The sequence below is a fragment of the Streptomyces sp. genome, assembly GCF_036566765.1.
GTDB lineage: Bacteria > Actinomycetota > Actinomycetes > Streptomycetales > Streptomycetaceae > Streptomyces.
Genome location: NZ_DATCVQ010000384.1, coordinates 1 through 19,448, shown reverse-complemented (window position 1 = coordinate 19,448; position 19,448 = coordinate 1). Strand labels below are relative to the sequence as shown.

At 71.3% G+C, this 19,448-nt stretch carries 14 protein-coding genes and 1 pseudogene; 10 read left to right on the top strand and 5 right to left on the bottom strand.

Translation table 11 applies throughout. From position 1 onward, the window contains the following. The coding region (gene rpsA, locus VIU94_RS22470) for a 30S ribosomal protein S1 (RefSeq protein WP_331913653.1) at window positions 1-1,178 on the bottom strand (1,178 nt) is incomplete at its 3' end. 346 nt (window positions 1,179-1,524) lie between these two features. Here rpsA and VIU94_RS22465 point away from each other — a divergent pair. Both VIU94_RS22465 and hrpB read left to right on the top strand, forming a co-directional pair. Then, window positions 1,525-2,346, top strand: coding sequence for a class I SAM-dependent methyltransferase (locus tag VIU94_RS22465; RefSeq protein WP_331913652.1), 822 nt, complete (start codon window positions 1,525-1,527; stop codon window positions 2,344-2,346). A 145-nt stretch (window positions 2,347-2,491) separates the two neighbouring features. Further along, window positions 2,492-5,050: an ATP-dependent helicase HrpB gene (gene hrpB, locus VIU94_RS22460; protein ID WP_331913651.1), complete on the top strand. Its 2,559-nt coding sequence runs from the start codon at window positions 2,492-2,494 to the stop codon at window positions 5,048-5,050. Here hrpB and pgfA read toward each other — a convergent pair. The 3 genes from pgfA to VIU94_RS22445 all read right to left on the bottom strand — a co-directional run bounded on the left by pgfA (window position 5,037) and on the right by VIU94_RS22445 (window position 8,006). Then, on the bottom strand, window positions 5,037-5,999 hold the full coding sequence (gene pgfA / locus VIU94_RS22455; protein ID WP_331913650.1) for a cell envelope lipid trafficking protein PgfA: 963 nt from the start codon (window positions 5,997-5,999) through the stop codon (window positions 5,037-5,039). The genes hrpB and pgfA overlap by 14 nt on opposite strands. 11 nt (window positions 6,000-6,010) lie before the next feature. After that, window positions 6,011-6,151 carry an SPW_0924 family protein gene (locus tag VIU94_RS22450; RefSeq protein WP_331913649.1) on the bottom strand — a complete coding sequence of 47 codons (141 nt, stop codon included), beginning with the start codon at window positions 6,149-6,151 and terminating at the stop codon, window positions 6,011-6,013. Between the two features lie 163 nt (window positions 6,152-6,314). Continuing rightward, on the bottom strand, window positions 6,315-8,006 hold the full coding sequence (locus VIU94_RS22445; protein ID WP_331913648.1) for a lytic transglycosylase domain-containing protein: 1,692 nt from the start codon (window positions 8,004-8,006) through the stop codon (window positions 6,315-6,317). Window positions 8,007-8,212: 206 nt separating this feature from the next. On the opposite strand from VIU94_RS22445, the gene VIU94_RS22440 reads away from it, so the two are divergent. Beyond that, entirely contained in the window at window positions 8,213-9,073 is an 861-nt protein-coding gene (locus tag VIU94_RS22440) for a DUF4184 family protein (protein WP_331913647.1), read from the top strand. 39 nt (window positions 9,074-9,112) lie between these two features. Here the strand turns inward: VIU94_RS22440 and polA are convergent, their stop codons facing one another. Next, window positions 9,113-11,833 (bottom strand): DNA polymerase I, encoded by a 2,721-nt coding sequence (polA, locus tag VIU94_RS22435; protein WP_331913646.1) that lies wholly within the window; start codon window positions 11,831-11,833, stop codon window positions 9,113-9,115. A 122-nt stretch (window positions 11,834-11,955) separates the two neighbouring features. Here polA and VIU94_RS22430 point away from each other — a divergent pair, with 122 nt between their 5' ends. The 7 genes and pseudogenes from VIU94_RS22430 to VIU94_RS22400 all read left to right on the top strand — a co-directional run. Continuing rightward, window positions 11,956-14,238, top strand: a complete 2,283-nt coding sequence (locus tag VIU94_RS22430; protein WP_331913645.1) for an FdhF/YdeP family oxidoreductase — start codon at window positions 11,956-11,958, stop codon at window positions 14,236-14,238. 83 nt (window positions 14,239-14,321) lie between these two features. After that, window positions 14,322-14,813 carry a PaaI family thioesterase gene (locus VIU94_RS22425; protein WP_331913644.1) on the top strand — a complete coding sequence of 164 codons (492 nt, stop codon included), beginning with the start codon at window positions 14,322-14,324 and terminating at the stop codon, window positions 14,811-14,813. A gap of 260 nt (window positions 14,814-15,073) precedes the next feature. Next, window positions 15,074-15,961 (top strand): trypsin-like serine protease, encoded by an 888-nt coding sequence (locus tag VIU94_RS22420; RefSeq protein ID WP_331913643.1) that lies wholly within the window; start codon window positions 15,074-15,076, stop codon window positions 15,959-15,961. Between the two features lie 49 nt (window positions 15,962-16,010). Then, complete coding sequence (locus VIU94_RS22415) at window positions 16,011-16,496, top strand: hypothetical protein (RefSeq protein WP_331913642.1); 486 nt, start codon at window positions 16,011-16,013, stop codon at window positions 16,494-16,496. 452 nt (window positions 16,497-16,948) lie between these two features. After that, entirely contained in the window at window positions 16,949-18,181 is a 1,233-nt protein-coding gene (locus tag VIU94_RS22410; protein ID WP_331913641.1) for a branched-chain amino acid ABC transporter substrate-binding protein, read from the top strand. A gap of 103 nt (window positions 18,182-18,284) precedes the next feature. Further along, window positions 18,285-19,217: a branched-chain amino acid ABC transporter permease gene (locus VIU94_RS22405; protein ID WP_331913640.1), complete on the top strand. Its 933-nt coding sequence runs from the start codon at window positions 18,285-18,287 to the stop codon at window positions 19,215-19,217. Between the two features lie 5 nt (window positions 19,218-19,222). Beyond that, window positions 19,223-19,448 (top strand): annotated as a pseudogene (locus tag VIU94_RS22400) (branched-chain amino acid ABC transporter permease); the annotation flags it as partial.

Below are 19,448 nucleotides of genomic sequence, written 5' to 3'. Positions count from 1 at the left end.
GACGCGGCCATGCCGTACAGGGTCGGGTCGAACTCGACCGAGGCCGGGTCGGCACCGAAGGCCTCGTTGGCCTGCTTCAGCGAGAGGCTGATGCGACGGCGCTCGAGGTCGATGTCGATGACCTTGACGAAGATCTCGTCGTTGACCTGGACGACCTGCTCCGGGATCTCCACGTGGCGCTCGGCCAGCTCGGAGATGTGGACCAGACCCTCGATGCCCTCGTCCACGCGGACGAACGCACCGAACGGAACCAGCTTGGTGACCTTACCCGGGACGACCTGACCGATCTGGTGGGTCCGGGCGAACTGCTGCCACGGGTCCTCCTGCGTCGCCTTCAGCGACAGGGAGACACGCTCGCGGTCCATGTCGACGTCGAGGACCTCGACGGTGACTTCCTGGCCGACCTCGACAACCTCGGACGGGTGGTCGATGTGCTTCCAGGACAGCTCGGAGACGTGGACGAGACCGTCGACGCCACCCAGGTCCACGAAGGCACCGAAGTTGACGATCGAGGAAACGACGCCGGAGCGGACCTGACCCTTCTGGAGGGTCGTGAGGAAGGTCTGGCGGACCTCGGACTGGGTCTGCTCGAGCCAGGCGCGGCGGGACAGGACCACGTTGTTGCGGTTCTTGTCCAGCTCGATGATCTTCGCCTCGAGCTCCTTGCCCACGTAGGGCTGGAGGTCGCGGACACGGCGCATCTCGACCAGCGAGGCCGGGAGGAAGCCGCGGAGGCCGATGTCGAGGATGAGACCACCCTTGACGACCTCGATGACGGTACCGGTGACGATGCCGTCTTCTTCCTTGATCTTCTCGATGGTGCCCCAGGCACGCTCGTACTGGGCGCGCTTCTTCGAGAGGATCAGGCGACCTTCCTTGTCCTCCTTCTGGAGAACAAGGGCCTCGATCTCGTCGCCGACCTTGACGACCTCGTTCGGGTCGACGTCGTGCTTGATCGAGAGCTCGCGGCTCGGGATGACACCTTCGGTCTTGTAACCGATGTCGAGCAGGACCTCGTCCCGGTCGACCTTCACGATGACGCCGTCGACGATGTCGCCGTCGTTGAAGTACTTGATCGTCTCGTCGATCGCGGCGAGGAAGGCTTCCTCGTTACCGATGTCGTTGACCGCAACCTGCGGGGTCGTGCTGGTGGCGGTGGTCTCGGTGCTGCTCGTCATGTGGGAAAGGGCTCCGGTTACGGACAGAAAGTCGTAGGTACTGCTACGCCGAGAGCCCGTATCGCACTGAAGAAGCCGGACAGCCAATGAAGCGCCTTCCCGGCAACCGGGGGGCGCCTCGAGAACCGAGGGGACTGCAACAGGTGCGAGCGCGGCCTGCTCCGTCTGAGGCGCGCAGGCCCGCAGCGCAACCTTTAGCATACGGGGGCAGCCGGACACGGTCAATGCGCGAAGCGCACACCCGGGGCAGTTCACCCCATACCCGGCACAAATCGTGTCTCCCCAGGCCATCCGGCCGGGGAGTCGGCACGGCCGACACTGAGCGCAAACTACAACGACGGGCGAGATGAACCAAGACCACGGACCGGATGAGGATGCGGAGGCGACCCGCCGTGACGCGGGGGATGCGGAGAGCAGCCGCGCGAGCCGCGGCTGGTGGGACCGCAACGCCGACGAGTATCAGAGCGAGCACGGAGCGTTCCTGGGGGACGACCGGTTCGTCTGGGGTCCGGAGGGACTCGACGAGGCGGACGCGGCGCTGCTGGGCCCGGCCGACTCGCTGAAGGGCCGGGACGTCCTGGAGATCGGGGCCGGCGCGGCGCAGTGCTCGCGCTGGCTGGCGGCGCAGGGCGCGCGCCCGGTGGCCCTCGACCTCTCCCACCGGCAGCTCCAGCACGCGCTGCGGATCGGCGACGACGTGCCGCTGGTGGAGGCGGACGCGGGGGCGCTGCCGTTCCGGGACGGCTCCTTCGACCTGGCGTGCTCGGCGTACGGCGCGGTGCCGTTCGTCGCGGAGCCGGTGAACGTCTTCCGCGAGGTGCACCGGGTGCTGCGACCGGGCGGCCGCTGGGTGTTCTCGGTGACCCACCCGATCCGCTGGGCCTTCCCCGACGAGCCGGGGCCGGAGGGGCTGAGCGTCGCCGCGTCGTACTTCGACCGCACGCCGTACGTGGAGCAGGACGAGACGGGGCACGCGGTCTACGTCGAGCACCACCGGACGATCGGGGACCGGGTGCGGGACGTGGTGGCCGGCGGGTTCCGTCTTGTGGACCTGGTGGAGCCGGAGTGGCCGGAATGGAACAGCCAGGAGTGGGGTGGCTGGTCGCCGCTGCGGGGGAACCTGATCCCGGGGACGGCGATCTTCGTCTGCGAGCGGATCGACGACTGATCGACGACTAGACGACTAATCGACATCGCGTCGACATCGGCGTCGACATCGGCATCGGCATCGGCATCGACGACTAGTCGTATTAATGGGTGGGGGCTGTGGACAGCCGGATCCGCCCGGCTCGGCGACGTACGAGACTGAGTGCGTGATCCGAAACGACGCACTCGAACTCCTTCCCGTCCGCCATGCCGTCCCCGAGCTGCTCAGCGCGCTCGAGGAGCGCGGCACGGCGGTGCTGTACGCGCCTCCCGGCACCGGCAAGACCACGCTGGTGCCGCTCGCGCTCGCGGGGCTCATAGGGGACGGGCCGCGGCGGCGGGTGCTGGTGGCCGAGCCGCGCAGGATGGCGGTGCGGGCAGCGGCACGGCGGATGGCGTGGCTGCTGGGCCAGGAGGTCGGCGAGGCCGTCGGCTTCTCGGTGCGCGGTGAGCGGCGGGTGGGTGCGGCGACCCGGGTCGAGGTGGTGACCACGGGCGTCCTGCTGCAGCGGCTGCAGCGCGATCCGGAGCTGGCCGGCGTGGACGTGGTGCTGCTCGACGAGTGCCACGAGCGGCATCTGGACGCGGACACGGCGATGGCCTTCCTGGTGGACGTGCGGGCGACGCTGCGGCCGGAGCTGCAGCTGATCGCGGCGTCGGCGACGAGCGACGCGGAGGCGTGGGCGCAGCTGCTCACGGTGCTGGACGGCAGCGGGCCCGCGCCGATCGTGTGGGGGAAGGGCGAGGGGCACGGCTATCTGGTCCGGTTCGCCGCGCCGCCCGCGGGGATCAGGCCGGCGCACGGCACCTGGGTGGATCCTGCGCTGCTGCGCCATGTCGCCGCCACGGTCCGGGAGGCGATGCAGCGGTCCGAGGGGGACGTGCTCTGCTTCCTGCCCGGCACGGGCGAGATCGCGCGGACGGCGGGGCTGCTCGCCGACGTCGACGCCGAGGTGCTCCAGCTGCACGGCCGCGCGCCCGCGGCGGTGCAGGACGCGGTGCTGAGCGGGGCGGGGCCGGGCGGCCGTCGGCGGGTCGTCCTGTCGACGTCGGTGGCCGAGTCCAGCCTGACGGTGCCCGGGGTGCGGATCGTGGTGGACTCGGGGCTCGCGCGGGAGCCGCGCATGGACCACGCGCGGGGCCTGGGCTCGCTGGCGACGGTGCCGGTGTCGATCGCGGCGGCGACGCAGCGCGCGGGACGGTCGGGGCGCGAAGCGGCCGGCGTCGTGTACCGGTGCTGGTCGGAGATGACGGACGGGGCGCGGGCGCGCTTCCCCTCCCCCGAGATCAAGCTCGCGGACCTGGCGGACTTCGCGTTGCGGGCCGCCTGCTGGGGCGATCCGACGGCGACCGGCCTCGCGCTCCTGGACGCGCCGCCGGCCGGGGCGATGGCGGCGGCCCGTTCCGTGCTGACGGCGATCGGCGCGGTGGACGCGGAGGGGCGGGCGACGAAGCGCGGCGTACGGATGTCCCGCCTCGGGCTCCACCCCCGGCTGGCCCGAGCCCTGCTGGACAGCGCCCCCGAGGTCGGGGCGCGGCGCGCGGCCGAGGTGGTGGCGCTGCTGAGCGAGGAGCCGCCGAGGGAGTACGGGGACGACCTGGCCGCGGCCTGGCGAGAGGCCCGACGCGGCGGCGACGGGTACGGGGCCCGTTGGAGGGCGGAGGCGCGGCGGCTGGAGCGGTCGGTGGGCGAGGCGGGCGGAGGAAGCGGTACGGGCGGCGCCAGGACGCCAGGTACCGGCCGTAGCGACGACGCGGCCGTGGGGCTGGTGACGGCGTTGGCGTTTCCGGAGCGGGTGGCCAGGGCTCGGGAGCAGGGTGGCTTCCTGATGGTGTCGGGAGGTGGGGCAGAGCTCGCCGATGCGTCGCGGCTGCGCGACGCTCCCTGGCTGGCCGTCGCTGTGGCGGACCGGACAGCCCGCAGCACGACGGCCCGGGTGCGGCTGGCGGCGGTGGTCGACGAGGCGGCGGCGCGTGCGGCGGCGGGGCATCTGCTGGCCTCGGGCGAGGAGGTGCACTGGGAGGCCGGGGACGTGGTCGCCCGGTCCGTGGAGCGGCTGGGGGCCGTGGAGCTGGCGGTGCGGCCGCTGCGGGACGACGCGGACCCCGGTCTCGTACGGCAGGCCCTCCTCGAGGGGTTGGAGCGCGAGGGGCTGGGGCTGCTGGCGTGGAGCCGGGAGGCGACGGAACTGCGGGAGCGGCTGGCGTTCCTGCACCGCCAGATGGGCGGCGCGTGGCCGGACGTGTCGGACGCGGCGCTGCTCGCGCGGGTCGACGACTGGCTGGAGCCGGAGCTGTCCCGGGCGCGGCGGCGGGCGCATCTGGGGCGAATCGCGGCGGGTGAGGCGCTGCGCCGGCTGCTGCCGTGGGCGACGGGCGAGGCGACCCGGCTGGACGAGCTGGCGCCGGAGCGGATCGAGGTGCCGAGCGGCTCGCGGATACGCGTGGACTACGCGGGCGAGCGGCCGGTCCTCGCGGTGAAACTGCAGGAGATGTTCGGGCTGACCGAGACGCCGAAGGCAGCGGGGGTGCCGGTGCTGGTGCACCTGCTCTCCCCCGCCGGCCGGCCGGCGGCGGTGACCGCCGACCTGGCGTCGTTCTGGCGGGACGGCTACCGCGCGGTGCGGGCGGAGCTGCGCGGGCGCTATCCCAAACACCCGTGGCCGGAGGACCCGACGGCGGCGCCTGCGACCCGGCACACCAACGCGCGACTCAGACGGGAGTGAGGCCGCGGGGACGGCGGGCCCTGGCTTCCAGCCAGAGGGCCAGGGCGAGCAGGAGCACGGCCAGGACGGTGAAGCTCCAGGGCAGATAGGAGACCAGCATGAGCACGATCAGACGGTTGGACTCGACCAGCTCGACGGTGGAGACGATGTAGTCCTCGCGCATCTTCACGTGGCCGGAGAACGCGGTCACCTTGTCCTTGCCCAGCATCTTCTTGGCGTCGCGCATCTCCTCCTGGTGGATCTCCTCTCCGTTGACGGGGGCGCCGGTGACCGGCTCGATCCAGAACATGCGCTTGGTGGAGTACCAGCGGGTCATGCCGGTGCTGTTCACGATCTCGGGGGTGACGCCCTCGACCGGCATCTTCTTCGGCATGGGGACCTTGGTCCACGGGATGGTCTGCTCGAAGTAGTAGACCTCCAGGCCGCGGAAGGTGCGGGTGCCCTTGTAGTGGATGGGGGCGGAGGTGCGGGTCTGGGCGTCGAAGTACTGGTAGTCCCGCTTCTCGGTGAGGAAGGGCCACTTGAACTCGATGCCCTCGCGGCGGACCGCGTCGCCGTCGACCATTTCGCCGGTGGCGTTGACGGGGTCCTGGGTGTGGGCGTCGAAGATGTACCGCTCGGGGATCTGGGAGACCATCTTGCCGTCTGGGCCGGTGACGTAGGACAGGGCGTCCCAGACGACGACGTCGCGGCCGGCGTCACGCTCGATCCGCCGGGACTCCTCGACGTTGCCCTTGAGGGTCTGGATGATCGTGATCTTGTCGACCTTCTCGGCGGTGAGCGTCGAGTAGTTGAGCAGGACGGCGGGCTTCGCCTCCAGGACCGCCTCCTGGTACTGGTTCGAGGGGATCTTGGCGAGGTTCGGGAAGGCGTACCAGCGCAGGGTGGGGGCCATCGCGGCGAAGAAGACGGCGAAGGCGAGGAGGACGAGGCTCGCGCGGCGGCGCATGGCGGCTCCCTCTACTTCTTGGGGCCGGGGTCGGCGGTCAGCATGGGCCTGGGCGAGGTCGGGCCCTCGGGCGGCAGCTCCACCACCGCGACGAGCAGGACGAAGAGGAGGACAGGAGCCAGTCCGATGGCGGCGGCTACGAGGGCGCGCAAGTCGGCCTCCCGGTGCTCGATCTGATGCGGCGTCAGCTGGGCTGGGGCACCGTAGCAACGCGGCCGCGAGATGAGAACACGTTGCGCCCCTCCGTCCGGTGCGGACGAAGGGGCGCGTGGGAAACGGGAGGGAGGTGGTGGGAGTCCCGGATCAGAGGGTGGTCTACGGCTCCGGGGTGGGAGACGGGGTCCCGGTCGGCGCCGGGGCCGGGGCGGTGACCTTGAGCTCGATGGTCAGGGTCGCGCCGCCGGTGGCGGTCAGGCGCAGCAGGAAGGTGCCGGTCTCGCCGTCGGCGTAGATCTTCGGCAGCGTGAGCAGGCCATTCGCGTCGGTCTTCAGCTCCGCGAGGGTGCGGATCGGCTTGCCCTCGGCGTCCTTGAAGTACGGGCCGCGGTCGTTGGCCTTGGGGTCCTCCACCGAGGTGATCATGGTGGCGGTGAGGGCGACGCCGGAGGCGACGGCACCGTCGAGGGTGGCCTTGACCTGGAGCGGCTCGGCGAACTCGGCGCCGGCGACGGCAGTGAGCTCCTTGTCGCCGGTGCGGGCGAGCGCGTCGGCGCTGCGGGCGGTGACGGTGGCCTCGTACTGGACGGCGGTGAGGCTGCGGCCGACGACCGTGACCTTGACGGTGAACACGCCGGTCTTCTCGCCGGCCCGGATGCCCGGCGCGACGGCGACGCCGTTCGTCGCGGTGCGCAGGGTCGCGGAGGCCGCGCCGCCGGTGAAGCGGGCGTCGGTGTCGCCGACGAGCTCGAACTTCAGGGAGACGCCGGCGACCGGCTTGCCCGCGGAGTCCAGCGCGACGACCGAGGCGCGGTCGGCGAACAGCGTGCCGGCGGTCGCGGCCAGCCTGCCGGTGCCGTTGTCCTTGATGCGGACCACGGACGGCGAGGGCGACGGGGTGGCCGGCGGGGTGGGCTTCGGAGTCGGCTTGGGGGCCGGCGGCTTCGTCCCGCCCGGCGTCGGGGTGGGCGTGGGGGTCGGCGTGGGCGTCGGCGTCGGGAGCGGCCGGTCCGGGGTGTCGCTGCGGTCGCCCGGCTGCACGCCCATGCCGTCCGGGACCTGATGGGAGCCGCGCTTGTAGTACTCGAACCAGGAGAGCACCGTGTGCAGGTACTCCGTCGAGCGGTTGTAGCTGAGGATCGCGCGGTCGAGGTCCGCCTTGACCGCGAGGTCGCGGTCGTTGGCGCAGAGATAGAGACCGGCGGCCTGGGCGGCGTCGTAGATGTTGTTCGGGTCCTTGCGGCCGTCGCCGTTGGCGTCGCGGCCCCAGGTCGCCCAGGTGGAGGGGATGAACTGCATCGGGCCGACGGCCCGGTCGTGCGTCGCGTCGCTGTCGTACGCGCCGTCGTCGGTGTCCGAGATGTTCGCGAAGCCGACGCCGTTGAGGACGGGGCCCAGGATCGGCGACAGGGTCGTGCCGTTGGCGTCCACGCGGCCGCCGCGCGCCTGGCCGGACTCGACCTTGCCGATGCCGGCCAGGATCTGCCAGGGGAGGTTGCAACTCGGGTCGCTCGCGCGCAGCGAGGCCTCGGCCCGCTTGTAGGCGGCGAGCACGGTCGCGGGTATGCCCGCCTCGGCGGGGCCGGTCACGATCGGCAGGTCTATGGAAGTGCCGGGCTTGTTGGGCGTGTTGAGCGGCGGCAGATCGGTGTAGTACGGGGAGTCGCCGGTGGCGGAGCCGTCCGGGGTGGGGTCGTCGGCGGAGCCGAGGGAGGTGTCCCCGCTCGCGGTGTCGGCCGGCGGCGGGATCACGCCGGGCCCCTGCGAGGCGGAGAGTGCGGCCACCGCGGCGGCGGCGATCGCCGTGTTCGTCGCGCCCTTGCGGAGCCGGCGGCTGAATTGCGCTGCCATACGTATGGGTCCCTCCCCGTCGACTCGCGCTCCCCGCGCGTGGACTCAGGCGACCCTACGGCACCTACGCATCCTGGAACACCGGGACCTGACCGCTTTTCATGGTTTCGTCACCTTGCGTACGCCCGCTATCCGGAGTCGGTGGTCGCGCATACTGGGCGTCGCCGCCGGGGACCGCCCGGACCGGACAAAAGGGGGACTCACCTATGCCGTTCACGCTCAGCCATGCCGCGGCCGTCCTGCCGGGGATCCGCAGGGACGGATCGGGGCGCGGGCCCTTGCTGCCGTCGGCGCTCGTCGCCGGGTCGTTCGCACCGGACATGACGTACTACGCGGCGAGCGTGTTCCCGGAGGCGATGCCCTTCGGCGACGTCACGCACGCGGCGTGGGGGGTCGTCACGGTCGACGTGGCGATCACGGCGGCGCTCGTGGGCCTGTGGCTGATGATCCGAGAGCCGCTGGCAGCGCTGCTGCCGGAGCGGTGGCGGGGGCGGGTGCTCGGCTTCGTACGGGGGCAGCGCGCGGACGCCGGACTGCTCAGGTCGGCGGGGTGGTTCGTGGTCTCGGCGGTGATCGGCGCGACGACGCACGTGGTGTGGGACTCGTTCACGCATCTGGACCGGTGGGGGACGCGGGCGATCCCGGTGCTGGGGGACGTGGTGGCCGGGTTCCCCGTGTACTTGTACCTGCAGTACGGGGGTTCGGCGGTGGCGCTCACGGTCCTGGCCTGGTTCGTCGGCACGGGCCTGCGCCGGACGCCGCGCGCGGTCTCGGACGTCCCGGTGCTCAGCCGCCGGGGGCGGTGGGCGGCGTGGGGGCTGCTCGGCGGGTGCGTGCTGGTGGGCGTCGTGCACCGCTGCGTGCGCTGGTACGCGTACTGGGGCCGGATCGAGACCCCGCTCGACATCATCCCGACGGCGTGCTTCGGCGCGGGCGCGGGCTTGGCGGCGGGCCTGGCTCTGTACGGTGCGGCCGCCCGCCTCCACTGGCACCGCACCGGCGGCCCGGCCCCCGACGCGCCCCCGTCGACGCACCCCGAGCCGACGAAGGTCGGCCCCGGCGTGTGACCGGTCCGGCTGCCTCCTCGGGCAGCCGGACCGTGCCTGTCAGTGGGCCGCCGAGTCCCAGTTCGGGCCCACGCCCACCGAGACGTCCAGGGGAGCGCGGAGGGTCACCGCGCTGGACATCTCCTGCCGGAGAAGGGATTCGACCTGCTCGCGCTCGCCGGGGGCGAGTTCGAGGACGATTTCGTCGTGGACCTGGAGGAGCATCCGGGACGACAGACCCGCCGCCGTCAGCGCGCGGTCCACGTTCAGCATCGCGACCTTCACGATGTCCGCCGCCGTACCCTGGATCGGCGCGTTCAGCGCCATCCGCTCCGCTGCCTCGCGGCGCTGGCGGTTGTCGCTGTTGAGATCCGGGAGGTAGCGGCGACGGCCCAGCATCGTCTCCGTGTAGCCCGTCGCCCGCGCCTCGTCGACGACCCGGCGCAGGTACTCCCGTACCCCGCCGAACCGCTCGAAGTACGTGTCCATCAGGGCCCGTGCCTCGCCCGCCTCGATGTTCAGCTGCTGCGAGAGGCCGAAGGCCGAGAGGCCGTACGCCAGGCCGTACGACATCGCCTTGATCTTGCGGCGCATCTCCGCGTCGACGGCCGACCGCTCGACGCCGAAGACCTGCGAGGCGACCGTGGTGTGCAGGTCCTCGCCGGAACTGAACGCCTCGATCAGGCCCTCGTCCTCCGACAGGTGGGCCATGACCCGCAGTTCGATCTGGCTGTAGTCCGCCGTCATCAGGGCCTCGAAGCCCTCGCCGACCACGAAGCCGTGCCGGATCGCGCGGCCCTCGTCCGTCCGCACCGGCACGTTCTGCAGGTTCGGGTCGGTCGACGACAGCCGGCCGGTCGCGGCGACCGTCTGGCTGAAGGTCGTGTGGATCCGGCCGTCCGCCGCGATCGTCTTGATCAGGCCCTCGACCGTGGAGCGCAGGCGCGCCTGCTCGCGGTGGCGGAGCATGATCACCGGGAGTTCGTGCTCGGTCTGCCCGGCCAGCCACGCCAGCGCGTCCGCGTCCGTCGTGTAGCCGGTCTTGGTCTTCTTCGTCTTCGGCAGGTTCAGCTCGCCGAAGAACACCTCCTGCAGCTGCTTCGGCGAACCGAGGTTGAACTCGTGCCCCACCGAGGCGTGGGCCTCCTTCACCGCCTGCTGCACCGCGCCCGCGAACTGCTGCTCCATCGCCTCCAGGTGGTCCCGGTCGGATGCGATGCCGTGCCGCTCCAGGCGGGCGAGAAGCGCCGAGGTCGGCAGTTCGACCTCGTGCAGCAGCTCCCGCGCGCCGACCTCGCCGAGCTTCTCCTCGAACGCGGCGCCGAGGTCCAGGATGGCCCTGGCCTGCGACATCAGGGCCTCCGCCTCGGCGGTGTCGTCCGCGCCGAAGGCGAGCTGCCCGTCCGCCGCGGCCGCCGGGGCCAGCTCGCGGCCCAGGTACTCGACGGACAGCGCGTCCAGCGCGAAGGAGCGGCGGCCGGGCTTGACCAGGTACGCGGCGAGCGCGGTGTCCATGCTCACGCCGGCGACCGACCAGCCGTGCTCGGGGAACACCCGCATCGCGCCCTTGGCGTTGTGCAGGACCTTGGGCCGCTCCGGGTCGGAGATCCACGCGGCGAAGGCCCGCTCGTCGGCCTCGTCGAGCTCGCTCGGGTCGAACCACCCGGCCGCGCCCGTGCCCGAGGCGAGGGCGACCTCGCTCACGCTGCCCGTGCCCAGCGCCCAGCTGTCCACGGTGGCCACGCCGAGCGGCTGCGTGCCGTGCTCGGCCAGCCAGGGCGCCAGCTCGCCGGAGCCGAGGACGGTGAAGTCGAGGTCCAGGCCGGCGGCCGGCGCGGGGGCGGCCTCCTCGGCCGCGCCCGGGTCGACGGCGAGCAGCCGCTCGCGCAGCGAGGGGTTGCGGATCTCCAGCGTGTCGAGGACCAGCGCGACGGCCGTGCGGTCGTACGGGGCGCGCTCCAGGTCCTGCACGGTCTTGGCCAGCTCCACGTCCCGGACCATCTCGGTCAGGACGCGGTTGAGCTTGACCGCCTCCAGGTGCTCCCGGAGGTTCTGCCCGGCCTTGCCCTTGACCTCCTCGGCCCGCTCGACCAGCTCCGCGAACGACCCGAACTGGTTGATCCACTTCGCCGCGGTCTTCTCGCCGACGCCGGGGATGCCGGGCAGGTTGTCCGACGGATCGCCGCGCAGCGCCGCGAAGTCGGGGTACTGCTGCGGGGTGAGCCCGTACTTCTCCTCGACCTTCTCCGGGGTGAACCGGGTCAGCTCGGAGACGCCCTTGGTCGGGTACAGCACCGTCACGTGGTCCGTGATCAGCTGGAACGAGTCGCGGTCGCCGGTGACGATCAGGACCTCGAAGCCCGCGGCCTCGGCCTGGGTGGCGAGCGTCGCAATGACGTCGTCGGCCTCGAAGCCGTCGACGGCGAAGCGGGGCGCGTGCATGGCGTCGAGGAGCTCGCCGATCAGCTCGACCTGCCCCTTGAACTCGTCGGGGGTCTTCGAGCGGTTCGCCTTGTACTCGGGGAACTCCGTCGAGCGCCACGTCTTGCGGGACACATCGAACGCGACCGCGAAGTGGGTGGGCGCCTCGTCGCGCAGCGTGTTCGCCAGCATCGAGGCGAACCCGTACACGGCGTTCGTCGGCTGCCCCATCGCGGTCGTGAAGTTCTCCGCGGGCAGTGCGAAGAACGCCCGGTACGCCAGGGAGTGCCCGTCCATGAGGAGCAGGCGCGGGCGGGTCTCTTCGGTCTTCTCGGTCTTCTTCGATGCTGTCTCGGCCACGGAAGGATCCTCCCACGGCCCACTGACAATCCCGATCGCCGGACCACCGGGGCCCTCGTTGTCGGCGGCGCGTGACAGGATCGGAGACGTACCCACAGGTCGACCGCTCAAGGGAGAGCGCGATGGTCAGCAAGCCGCCCGCAGGCGACCCCGTCCAGGACGCGCCGCAGGTCGCCGCGCCCCAGCACGCAGCCGCCGGCCTGCCCGCCATCGGGCACACGCTCCGGATCGCGCAGCAGCAGATGGGCGTGCGCCGCACCGCGCAGACCCTGCTCAAGGTCAACCAGAAGGACGGCTTCGACTGCCCCGGCTGCGCCTGGCCGGAGGAGGACAAGCGGCATGTGGCGGAGTTCTGCGAGAACGGGGCGAAGGCCGTCGCCGAGGAGGCGACGCTGCGCCGGGTCACCCCCGACTTCTTCGCCGCCCACCCCCTCCCGGACCTGGCCGCCCGCAGCGGCTACTGGCTCGGCCAGCAGGGCCGGATCACTCAGCCCATGTACCTGCCCGAGGGCGCGGACCGGTACGAGGCGGTGACCTGGGAGCGGGCGTTCTCGATCATCGCCGAGGAGCTGCGCGCCCTCACCTCCCCCGACGAGGCGCTCTTCTACACCTCGGGCCGCACCAGCAACGAGGCGGCGTTCCTGCTCCAGCTCTTCGCCCGCGAGTTCGGCACCAACAACCTGCCGGACTGCTCCAACATGTGCCACGAGTCGTCGGGCTCGGCGCTGACCCAGACGATCGGCATCGGCAAGGGCAGCGTCTCCCTGGAGGACCTGCACCGCGCGGACCTGATCGTCGTGGCCGGGCAGAACCCGGGCACGAACCACCCGCGGATGCTCTCGGCGCTGGAGAAGGCGAAGGCCGCCGGCGCGCGGATCATCTCGGTGAACCCGCTGCCGGAGGCCGGTCTGGAGCGGTTCAAGAACCCGCAGACTCCGGTGGGCATGCTCAAGGGCGCGACGCTCACCGATCTCTTCCTGCAGATCCGCATCGGCGGCGACCAGGCCCTGTTCCGGCTGCTCAACAAGCTGATCCTCGAGACGGACGGCGCGGTGGACGAGGAGTTCGTCGGCGCGCACACCCACGGGTACGAGGAGTTCGTCGCGGCCGCGCGGGCCGCCGACTGGGACGAGACCCTGGCCGCGACCGGGCTGACGCGCGCCGAGATCGAGCGCGCCCTGGAGATGGTGCTCGCCTCCGAGCGGACGATCGTCTGCTGGGCGATGGGCCTGACCCAGCACAAGCACTCCGTGCCGACGATCCGCGAGGTGGTGAACTTCCTGCTGCTGCGCGGCAACATCGGCCGGCCGGGCGCGGGCGTGTGCCCGGTGCGCGGCCACTCCAACGTGCAGGGCGACCGCACGATGGGGATCTTCGAGCGGCCCGCGCCCGCGTTCCTCGACGCGCTGGACAAGGAGTTCGGCATCGTCTCGCCCCGGCATCACGGCTTCGACGTGGTCCGCTCCATCCAGGCGCTGCGCGACGGCGAGGCGAAGGTGTTCTTCGCGATGGGCGGCAATTTCGTCGGCGCGACGCCGGACACCGAGGTCACGGAGGCGGCGATGCGCCGCGCCCGGCTCACCGTCCACGTGTCGACGAAGCTGAACCGCTCGCACGCGGTCACCGGGGCCCGCGCGCTGATCCTGCCGACGCTCGGCCGCACCGACAAGGACGTGCAGAAGAGCGGCCGGCAGTTCGTGACGGTCGAGGACTCGATGAGCCTGGTGCACGCCTCGCGCGGCAATCTGCCGCCCGCAAGCCCGCACCTGCTGTCCGAGCCGGCGATCGTGGCCCGGATGGCCCGGGCCACCCTCGGGGACGGCTCGGCGACGCCGTGGGAGGAGTTCGAGAAGGACTACGCGACGATCCGCGACCGCATCGCCCGCGTGGTGCCGGGCTTCGAGGACTTCAACGCGCGGCTCGCGGCCGACCCGGGCGGCTTCGCGCTCCCGCACGCCCCGCGCGACGAGCGCCGCTTCCCCACCTCCACCGGCAAAGCCAACTTCACCGCCGCGCCCGTCGAGTACCCGCGGCTCCCGGAGGGCCGGCTGCTGCTCCAGACCCTGCGCTCGCACGACCAGTACAACACCACGATCTACGGTCTGGACGACCGCTACCGCGGCATCAAGGGCGGCCGCCGGGTGGTCCTGGTGAACCCTGAGGACGCGGCGGCGCTCGGCCTCGCGGACGGGGCGTACACGGACCTGGTGAGCGAGTGGACGGACGGCGTCGAGCGCCGGGCCCCCGGTTTCCGGGTCGTGCACTACCCGACGGCCCGGGGCTGCGCGGCCGCGTACTACCCGGAGACGAACGTACTGGTGCCGCTGGATTCCACGGCGGACGTCAGCAACACCCCCGCCAGCAAGTCCGTCATCGTCCGTCTGGAACAATCACGGTCCGCCTAAGCGTTTGCTCAGGCGTTGCGCCGGACAGAGACGCGCACAGACACGACGTACGACGCCGTACGAAGACGAACGGAGCCGGGCCCATGGGTGAGCAGACGACTGTGAAGTTCCCGCAAGAGGTCATCGACGAGTACGCCGCGCTCGGCGTCGATCTCCCCGCCCTCTTCTCGGCCGGGCACCTCGGCAACCGGATGGGCGTGCAGATCGTCGAGGCCTCGGCGGAGAAGGTCGTCGGCACGATGCCGGTCGAGGGCAACACCCAGCCGTACGGTCTGCTGCACGGCGGCGCGTCCGCCGTGCTCGCCGAGACCCTGGGCTCGGTCGGCTCCATGCTGCACGGCGGGGTCTCCAAGATCGCCGTGGGCGTGGACCTGAACTGCACCCACCACCGCGGGGCCCGCAGCGGCCTGGTCACCGGCGTCGCCACGCCCGTGCACCGCGGCCGCTCCACCGCCACGTACGAGATCGTGATCACGGACGAGGCGGGCAAGCGGGTCTGCACGGCCCGGCTCACCTGCATGCTGCGCGAGGTGACCGCCAAGGACGCGGAGAACATCCCCGGCGCCTCGGCCTGACCACCTGACCGCCTGACCGCTTCACGGTCGCACCCGCCCCCGGGACGTCACCCACGGTGACGACCGGGGGCGTCGTACTGTCCGGCCGACGCCGGGTGCGCACGTCGGCCTCACCCGCCTCAGGACCGTAAGCGGAACCCGCTCCACCCCAACTCCCGTACCCCCGCGCCCCCTTGCCCTCACCGCCCCTCAGCGGCTTCACTGGCGCCCTCCCCCCGCAGGAGAACGCCCGACCCACCCACACACCGAGGGGTTCCCCTTTGACCGCCGTACGACGTGCCACCGCCGCAGCCACCGCTGTCACCGCCGCGGCCTGCGCTGCCGTCCTCGCCACCGCGATCCCGTCCGCAGCGATCAACTCGTACAACGCGACACCCGCGCCCGAGCGCACCGAGGTCGGCGCACTCGTCGCCACCTGGGACAACGACGACGACCCCGCAACGCCCGACCGGGTCGACTGGGTCTGCTCCGGCACCATGATCGACGCGGACACCTTCCTGACCGCCGCGCACTGCACCACCGACTGGCCGGCGAACGTGAAGTTCTACGTCTCCCTCGACCAGGACGTGCAGAGCGGCCTCGACCGGGCGGCCGCCGCGCACCCCGGCGACCCCGCCGCCGTGGCCCGCGCCGTCGCCGTCGAGGGCGCCGCGCACAGCCACCCGGCCTACCCCGGCCCGGCCTCCGACACCCACGACATCTCGGTGATCGAGCTGCCCGCCGCGAAGGTGAAGGCCCGCTGGTCCTTCACCCCGGCCACTCTGCCCAAGGCCGGGGCGCTCGGCGCGCTCGGCCCGCAGGGGCTGAACGACACCGACTTCCTCGTCGCCGGTTACGGCACCCAGGAGGCGCGCCGCGGCCCCGGCGGCCACACCCACCCGGGCGGCGGCGTCCGGATGAAGGCGCCGGTCGGATTCGACGCGCTGAACGACGCCTGGATACGGCTGGCCATGACCGCGCCGCAGGGCAACGGCGGTGCCTGCTACGGCGATTCGGGCGGCCCGAACTTCGCCACGCTGGGCGGGAAGCTCACCCTGGTCGCGACCACGATCACCGGCGATACGCCCTGCTACGCCACCAATGTCGTCTACCGGCTCGACACCCCGGGAGCCCGCGACTTCCTCAAGCCGTTCGTACAACTTCCGTAACCGGCGGGCCGGTTGTGCATCCATGAGGGGAGCGCCTAGCGTTCCCCTCATGGGGCTCCCGCCGCGCACCTCGGCCAGGACCGCCCTGCGCGCGGCCCTGGCCGTCTGCGTTCTGGGCGCCTTGCCCGCCTGCACAGACGCCGACAAAGGCGGCAACGGCGACGGCGGAGAGTCCTCCCCTCAGCCCACGCCCCACGTCACCACCGCCGCGGACATCTGCACCGGCCTCGTCGCGTACTGGGTGAAAGAGGCCCTGAACGGCAGCAAGTGGGCCGGGCTCGACTGGGAGCAGAAGGGGCTGTCGAACGAGCAGTTGGCGGTCCACGACGAGGTTCTGGCGGCGGCCCGCGCGAAGGAGCGCACCGAAGGGCGACCGGCCGCGCTGACCTTCGCCGACCGGGAGTCCCGCCGGCGCTGCGCGGCCGCGAACGGCGCGACCGGAAGCTCCGACAACTGGAGACCCCCGAGCGGCACGGCCTCTCCGACCGCACTGACACCGACGCCGATCACACCGACACCGACCCACCCCTCGTGACACTGAGTGACATTCGCGGATTCGGGCGGCCGCGCGTATCGGATAGTGCCGCTCACCACTCCGTCCGGTGACACTCGGGCGCGTGTCCGATATCCGGACACGCCCCCTGGGCCCTAGTCAGGAGCAAGATCCGCTCAAGCCCCTTAACGGAACTGGGCGTTCTCAGCATGTGAACACCCGGCAACCGTCCGCTATACCCCAGTTTGCCCACCCCCTGAGCACCGTCTCTCCCCGTCGGCATAACAAGACAGTCACATCCTGACCTGGGCGCTCCCCCGACTTCGCCACCTGCGCCTAGAGTCACGGCCAGTCACCGCGCCGCCGGGCGCATCACCGCAACGGCCCAGTTCCAAACCCCCGTACGGCCCGGCGTTGAAATACGGCACCTCTAGCTACCCAGCTACACGGCACCGCCTCAGCTCGAGGGGGCCGCGCCAGGGAAAGGACTCATCGTGCGCAACCGTTCGTTGCTCGTACTGACCACCGTGATCACCACGGGAGCACTCACCCTCACCGCCTGCGGTTCGCGCGACGACAAGGGTGGCAGCGACAACTCCAAGGGCGGCACCACCGTCGTCATCGGCGTCGACGCGCCGCTGACCGGCTCCCTCTCGGCGCTGGGCCAGGGCATCAAGAACTCCGTGGACCTGGCGGTCCAGACCGCCAACAAGAACAACGAGGTCCCGGGCGTCACGTTCAAGATCGAGGCCCTCGACGACCAGGCCACCCCCGCCACGGGCAAGGCCAACGCCACCAAGCTGGTCGGCATCAAGGACGTCCTCGGCGTCGTCGGCCCGCTGAACTCGGGCGTCTCGCAGTCCATGCAGGCGGACTTCGACAAGGCCAACCTGACCCAGGTCTCCCCGGCCAACACCAACCCGTCCCTCTCCCAGGGCGACAACTGGGGCAAGGGCGAGTTCAAGCGTCCGTTCAAGACGTACTTCCGTACCGCCACCACGGACGTCGTCCAGGGCAAGTTCGCCGCGAACTACCTGTTCAACGACGCCAAGAAGCGCAAGGTCTTCGTCGTCAACGACAAGCAGACCTACGGCGCCGGCCTCGCCGCGATCTTCTCCGACGAGTTCAAGCGCCTCGGCGGCACGGTCGTCGACACCGACTCCGTGACCGTGAAGGAGACCGACTTCTCCTCCACCGCCAACAAGATCAAGGGCTCGGGCGCCGACTCCGTCTACTTCGGCGGCCAGTACCCCGAGGGCGGCCTGCTCTCCGACCAGGTCAAGAAGGCCGGCGCCAAGATCCCCACCATGGGCGGCGACGGCATCTACGACCCCGAGTTCATCAAGGCCTCCGGCGAGGCCAACGACGGTGACCTCGCGACCTCCGTCGGCTACCCGGTCGAGAAGCTCCCGACCGCCAAGAAGTTCATCGCCGACTACCAGGCGGCCGGCTTCAAGGACCCGTACGCGGCCTACGGCGGCTACTCCTACGACGCCGCCTGGTCCATCATCCAGGCCGTCAAGTCCGTCGTCGCCGCCAACAACGGCAAGGTTCCCGCCGACGCCCGCGCCAAGGTCACCGAGGCCATGGCCAAGGTCTCCTTCGAGGGCGTGACCGGCAAGGTCTCCTTCGACGAGTACGGCGACACCACGAACAAGCAGCTCACCGTCTACCAGGTCAAGAACGGCGCCTGGGCCGACGTGAAGTCCGCGACCTTCGAGGACTGACCCACCACAGCACTGCCCCGCACCACTTGATCCAAGCCGCGCGAGGGCGCAAACAGCGCCCTCGCGCGGACTCATATCCGACACGCTCATCGGAGGCCCTGCGGTGAACGAACTGCCGCAACAGCTGGCCGACGGCCTTGCCCTCGGAGCCCTCTACGGGCTCATCGCCATCGGTTACACGATGGTCTACGGCATCGTCCAGCTCATCAACTTCGCCCACGGCGAGATCTTCATGATCGGGGGCTTCGGCGCCCTCACGGCATACACGATCCTGCCTGCGGGCACGTCCCTCGCGATCGCCATCCCCGTGATGCTCATAGGCGGCGCGGTGGTCTCCGTGGCCGTCGCCACCGCCGCCGAACGCTTCGCCTACCGTCCCCTGCGCGGCGCGCCACGGCTCGCCCCGCTGATCACGGCCATCGGTCTGTCGATCGTGCTCCAGCAGCTCATCTGGGGCTTCTACCCCGGAGCCAAGAGCAAGGTCACCTTCCCCGAGTTCAAGGGCGGAAGCTTCCAGCTCTTCGACGGCCTGGCGATCTCCCGCGCCGACGCGTTCGTCCTCGTCGCCGCCCCCCTGTGCATGCTCGCCCTCGGCCTCTTCGTCTCCAAGAGCCGCAGCGGCCGCGCCATGCAGGCCACCGCACAGGACCCGGACACCGCGAAGCTGATGGGCATCAACACGGACCGCATCATCGTGATGGCCTTCGCCATCGGCGCCGCGTTCGCCGCGGTCGCAGCGGTCGCCGAGGGCCTCGACAAGGGCCAGATCCGCTTCGAGATGGGCTTCCTGCTCGGCCTCAAGGCCTTCACGGCAGCCGTCCTCGGCGGCATCGGCAACATCTACGGCGCCATGATCGGCGGCGTCGTCCTCGGTGTCGCCGAGACCCTCTCCATCGCCTACGTCGAGCACATCCCCGGGATGGACCAGTTCGGCGGCGGCGCCTGGAAGGACATCTGGGTCTTCTCCCTCCTCATCCTCGTCCTGCTGTTCCGACCACAAGGTCTCCTCGGACAGCGCACCGCGGACAGGGCGTGATCGCGATGACAACCGACACCAAGACCCCCGAGACGCCCGAGACCCCGGACATCGCCGCCGCCCCCTCTCCGGCGGACTCCAAGGGCCCCGGCCTCCTCCACTGGATCGTCGCGGCCGGCGGCCTCGCCACCACCGCGAGCACGTTCCTCGCCTGGACCTACACCACCGAGTTCCCCGGCGACCTCACGGTCAACGGCTACCCGGGCGGCCTCCAGGTCCTCACGCTCGTCG

Coding starts and splice junctions, on each gene's coding strand:
- VIU94_RS22440 (WP_331913647.1), top strand. CDS start 8,213: ATGCCGTTCACGCTCAGCCATGCCGCGGCCGTCCTGCCGGGGATCCGC.
- VIU94_RS22445 (WP_331913648.1), bottom strand. CDS start 8,006: ATGGCAGCGCAATTCAGCCGCCGGCTCCGCAAGGGCGCGACGAACACG.
- VIU94_RS22430 (WP_331913645.1), top strand. CDS start 11,956: ATGGTCAGCAAGCCGCCCGCAGGCGACCCCGTCCAGGACGCGCCGCAG.
- VIU94_RS22465 (WP_331913652.1), top strand. CDS start 1,525: ATGAACCAAGACCACGGACCGGATGAGGATGCGGAGGCGACCCGCCGT.
- pgfA (WP_331913650.1), bottom strand. CDS start 5,999: ATGCGCCGCCGCGCGAGCCTCGTCCTCCTCGCCTTCGCCGTCTTCTTC.
- VIU94_RS22425 (WP_331913644.1), top strand. CDS start 14,322: ATGGGTGAGCAGACGACTGTGAAGTTCCCGCAAGAGGTCATCGACGAG.
- VIU94_RS22415 (WP_331913642.1), top strand. CDS start 16,011: ATGGGGCTCCCGCCGCGCACCTCGGCCAGGACCGCCCTGCGCGCGGCC.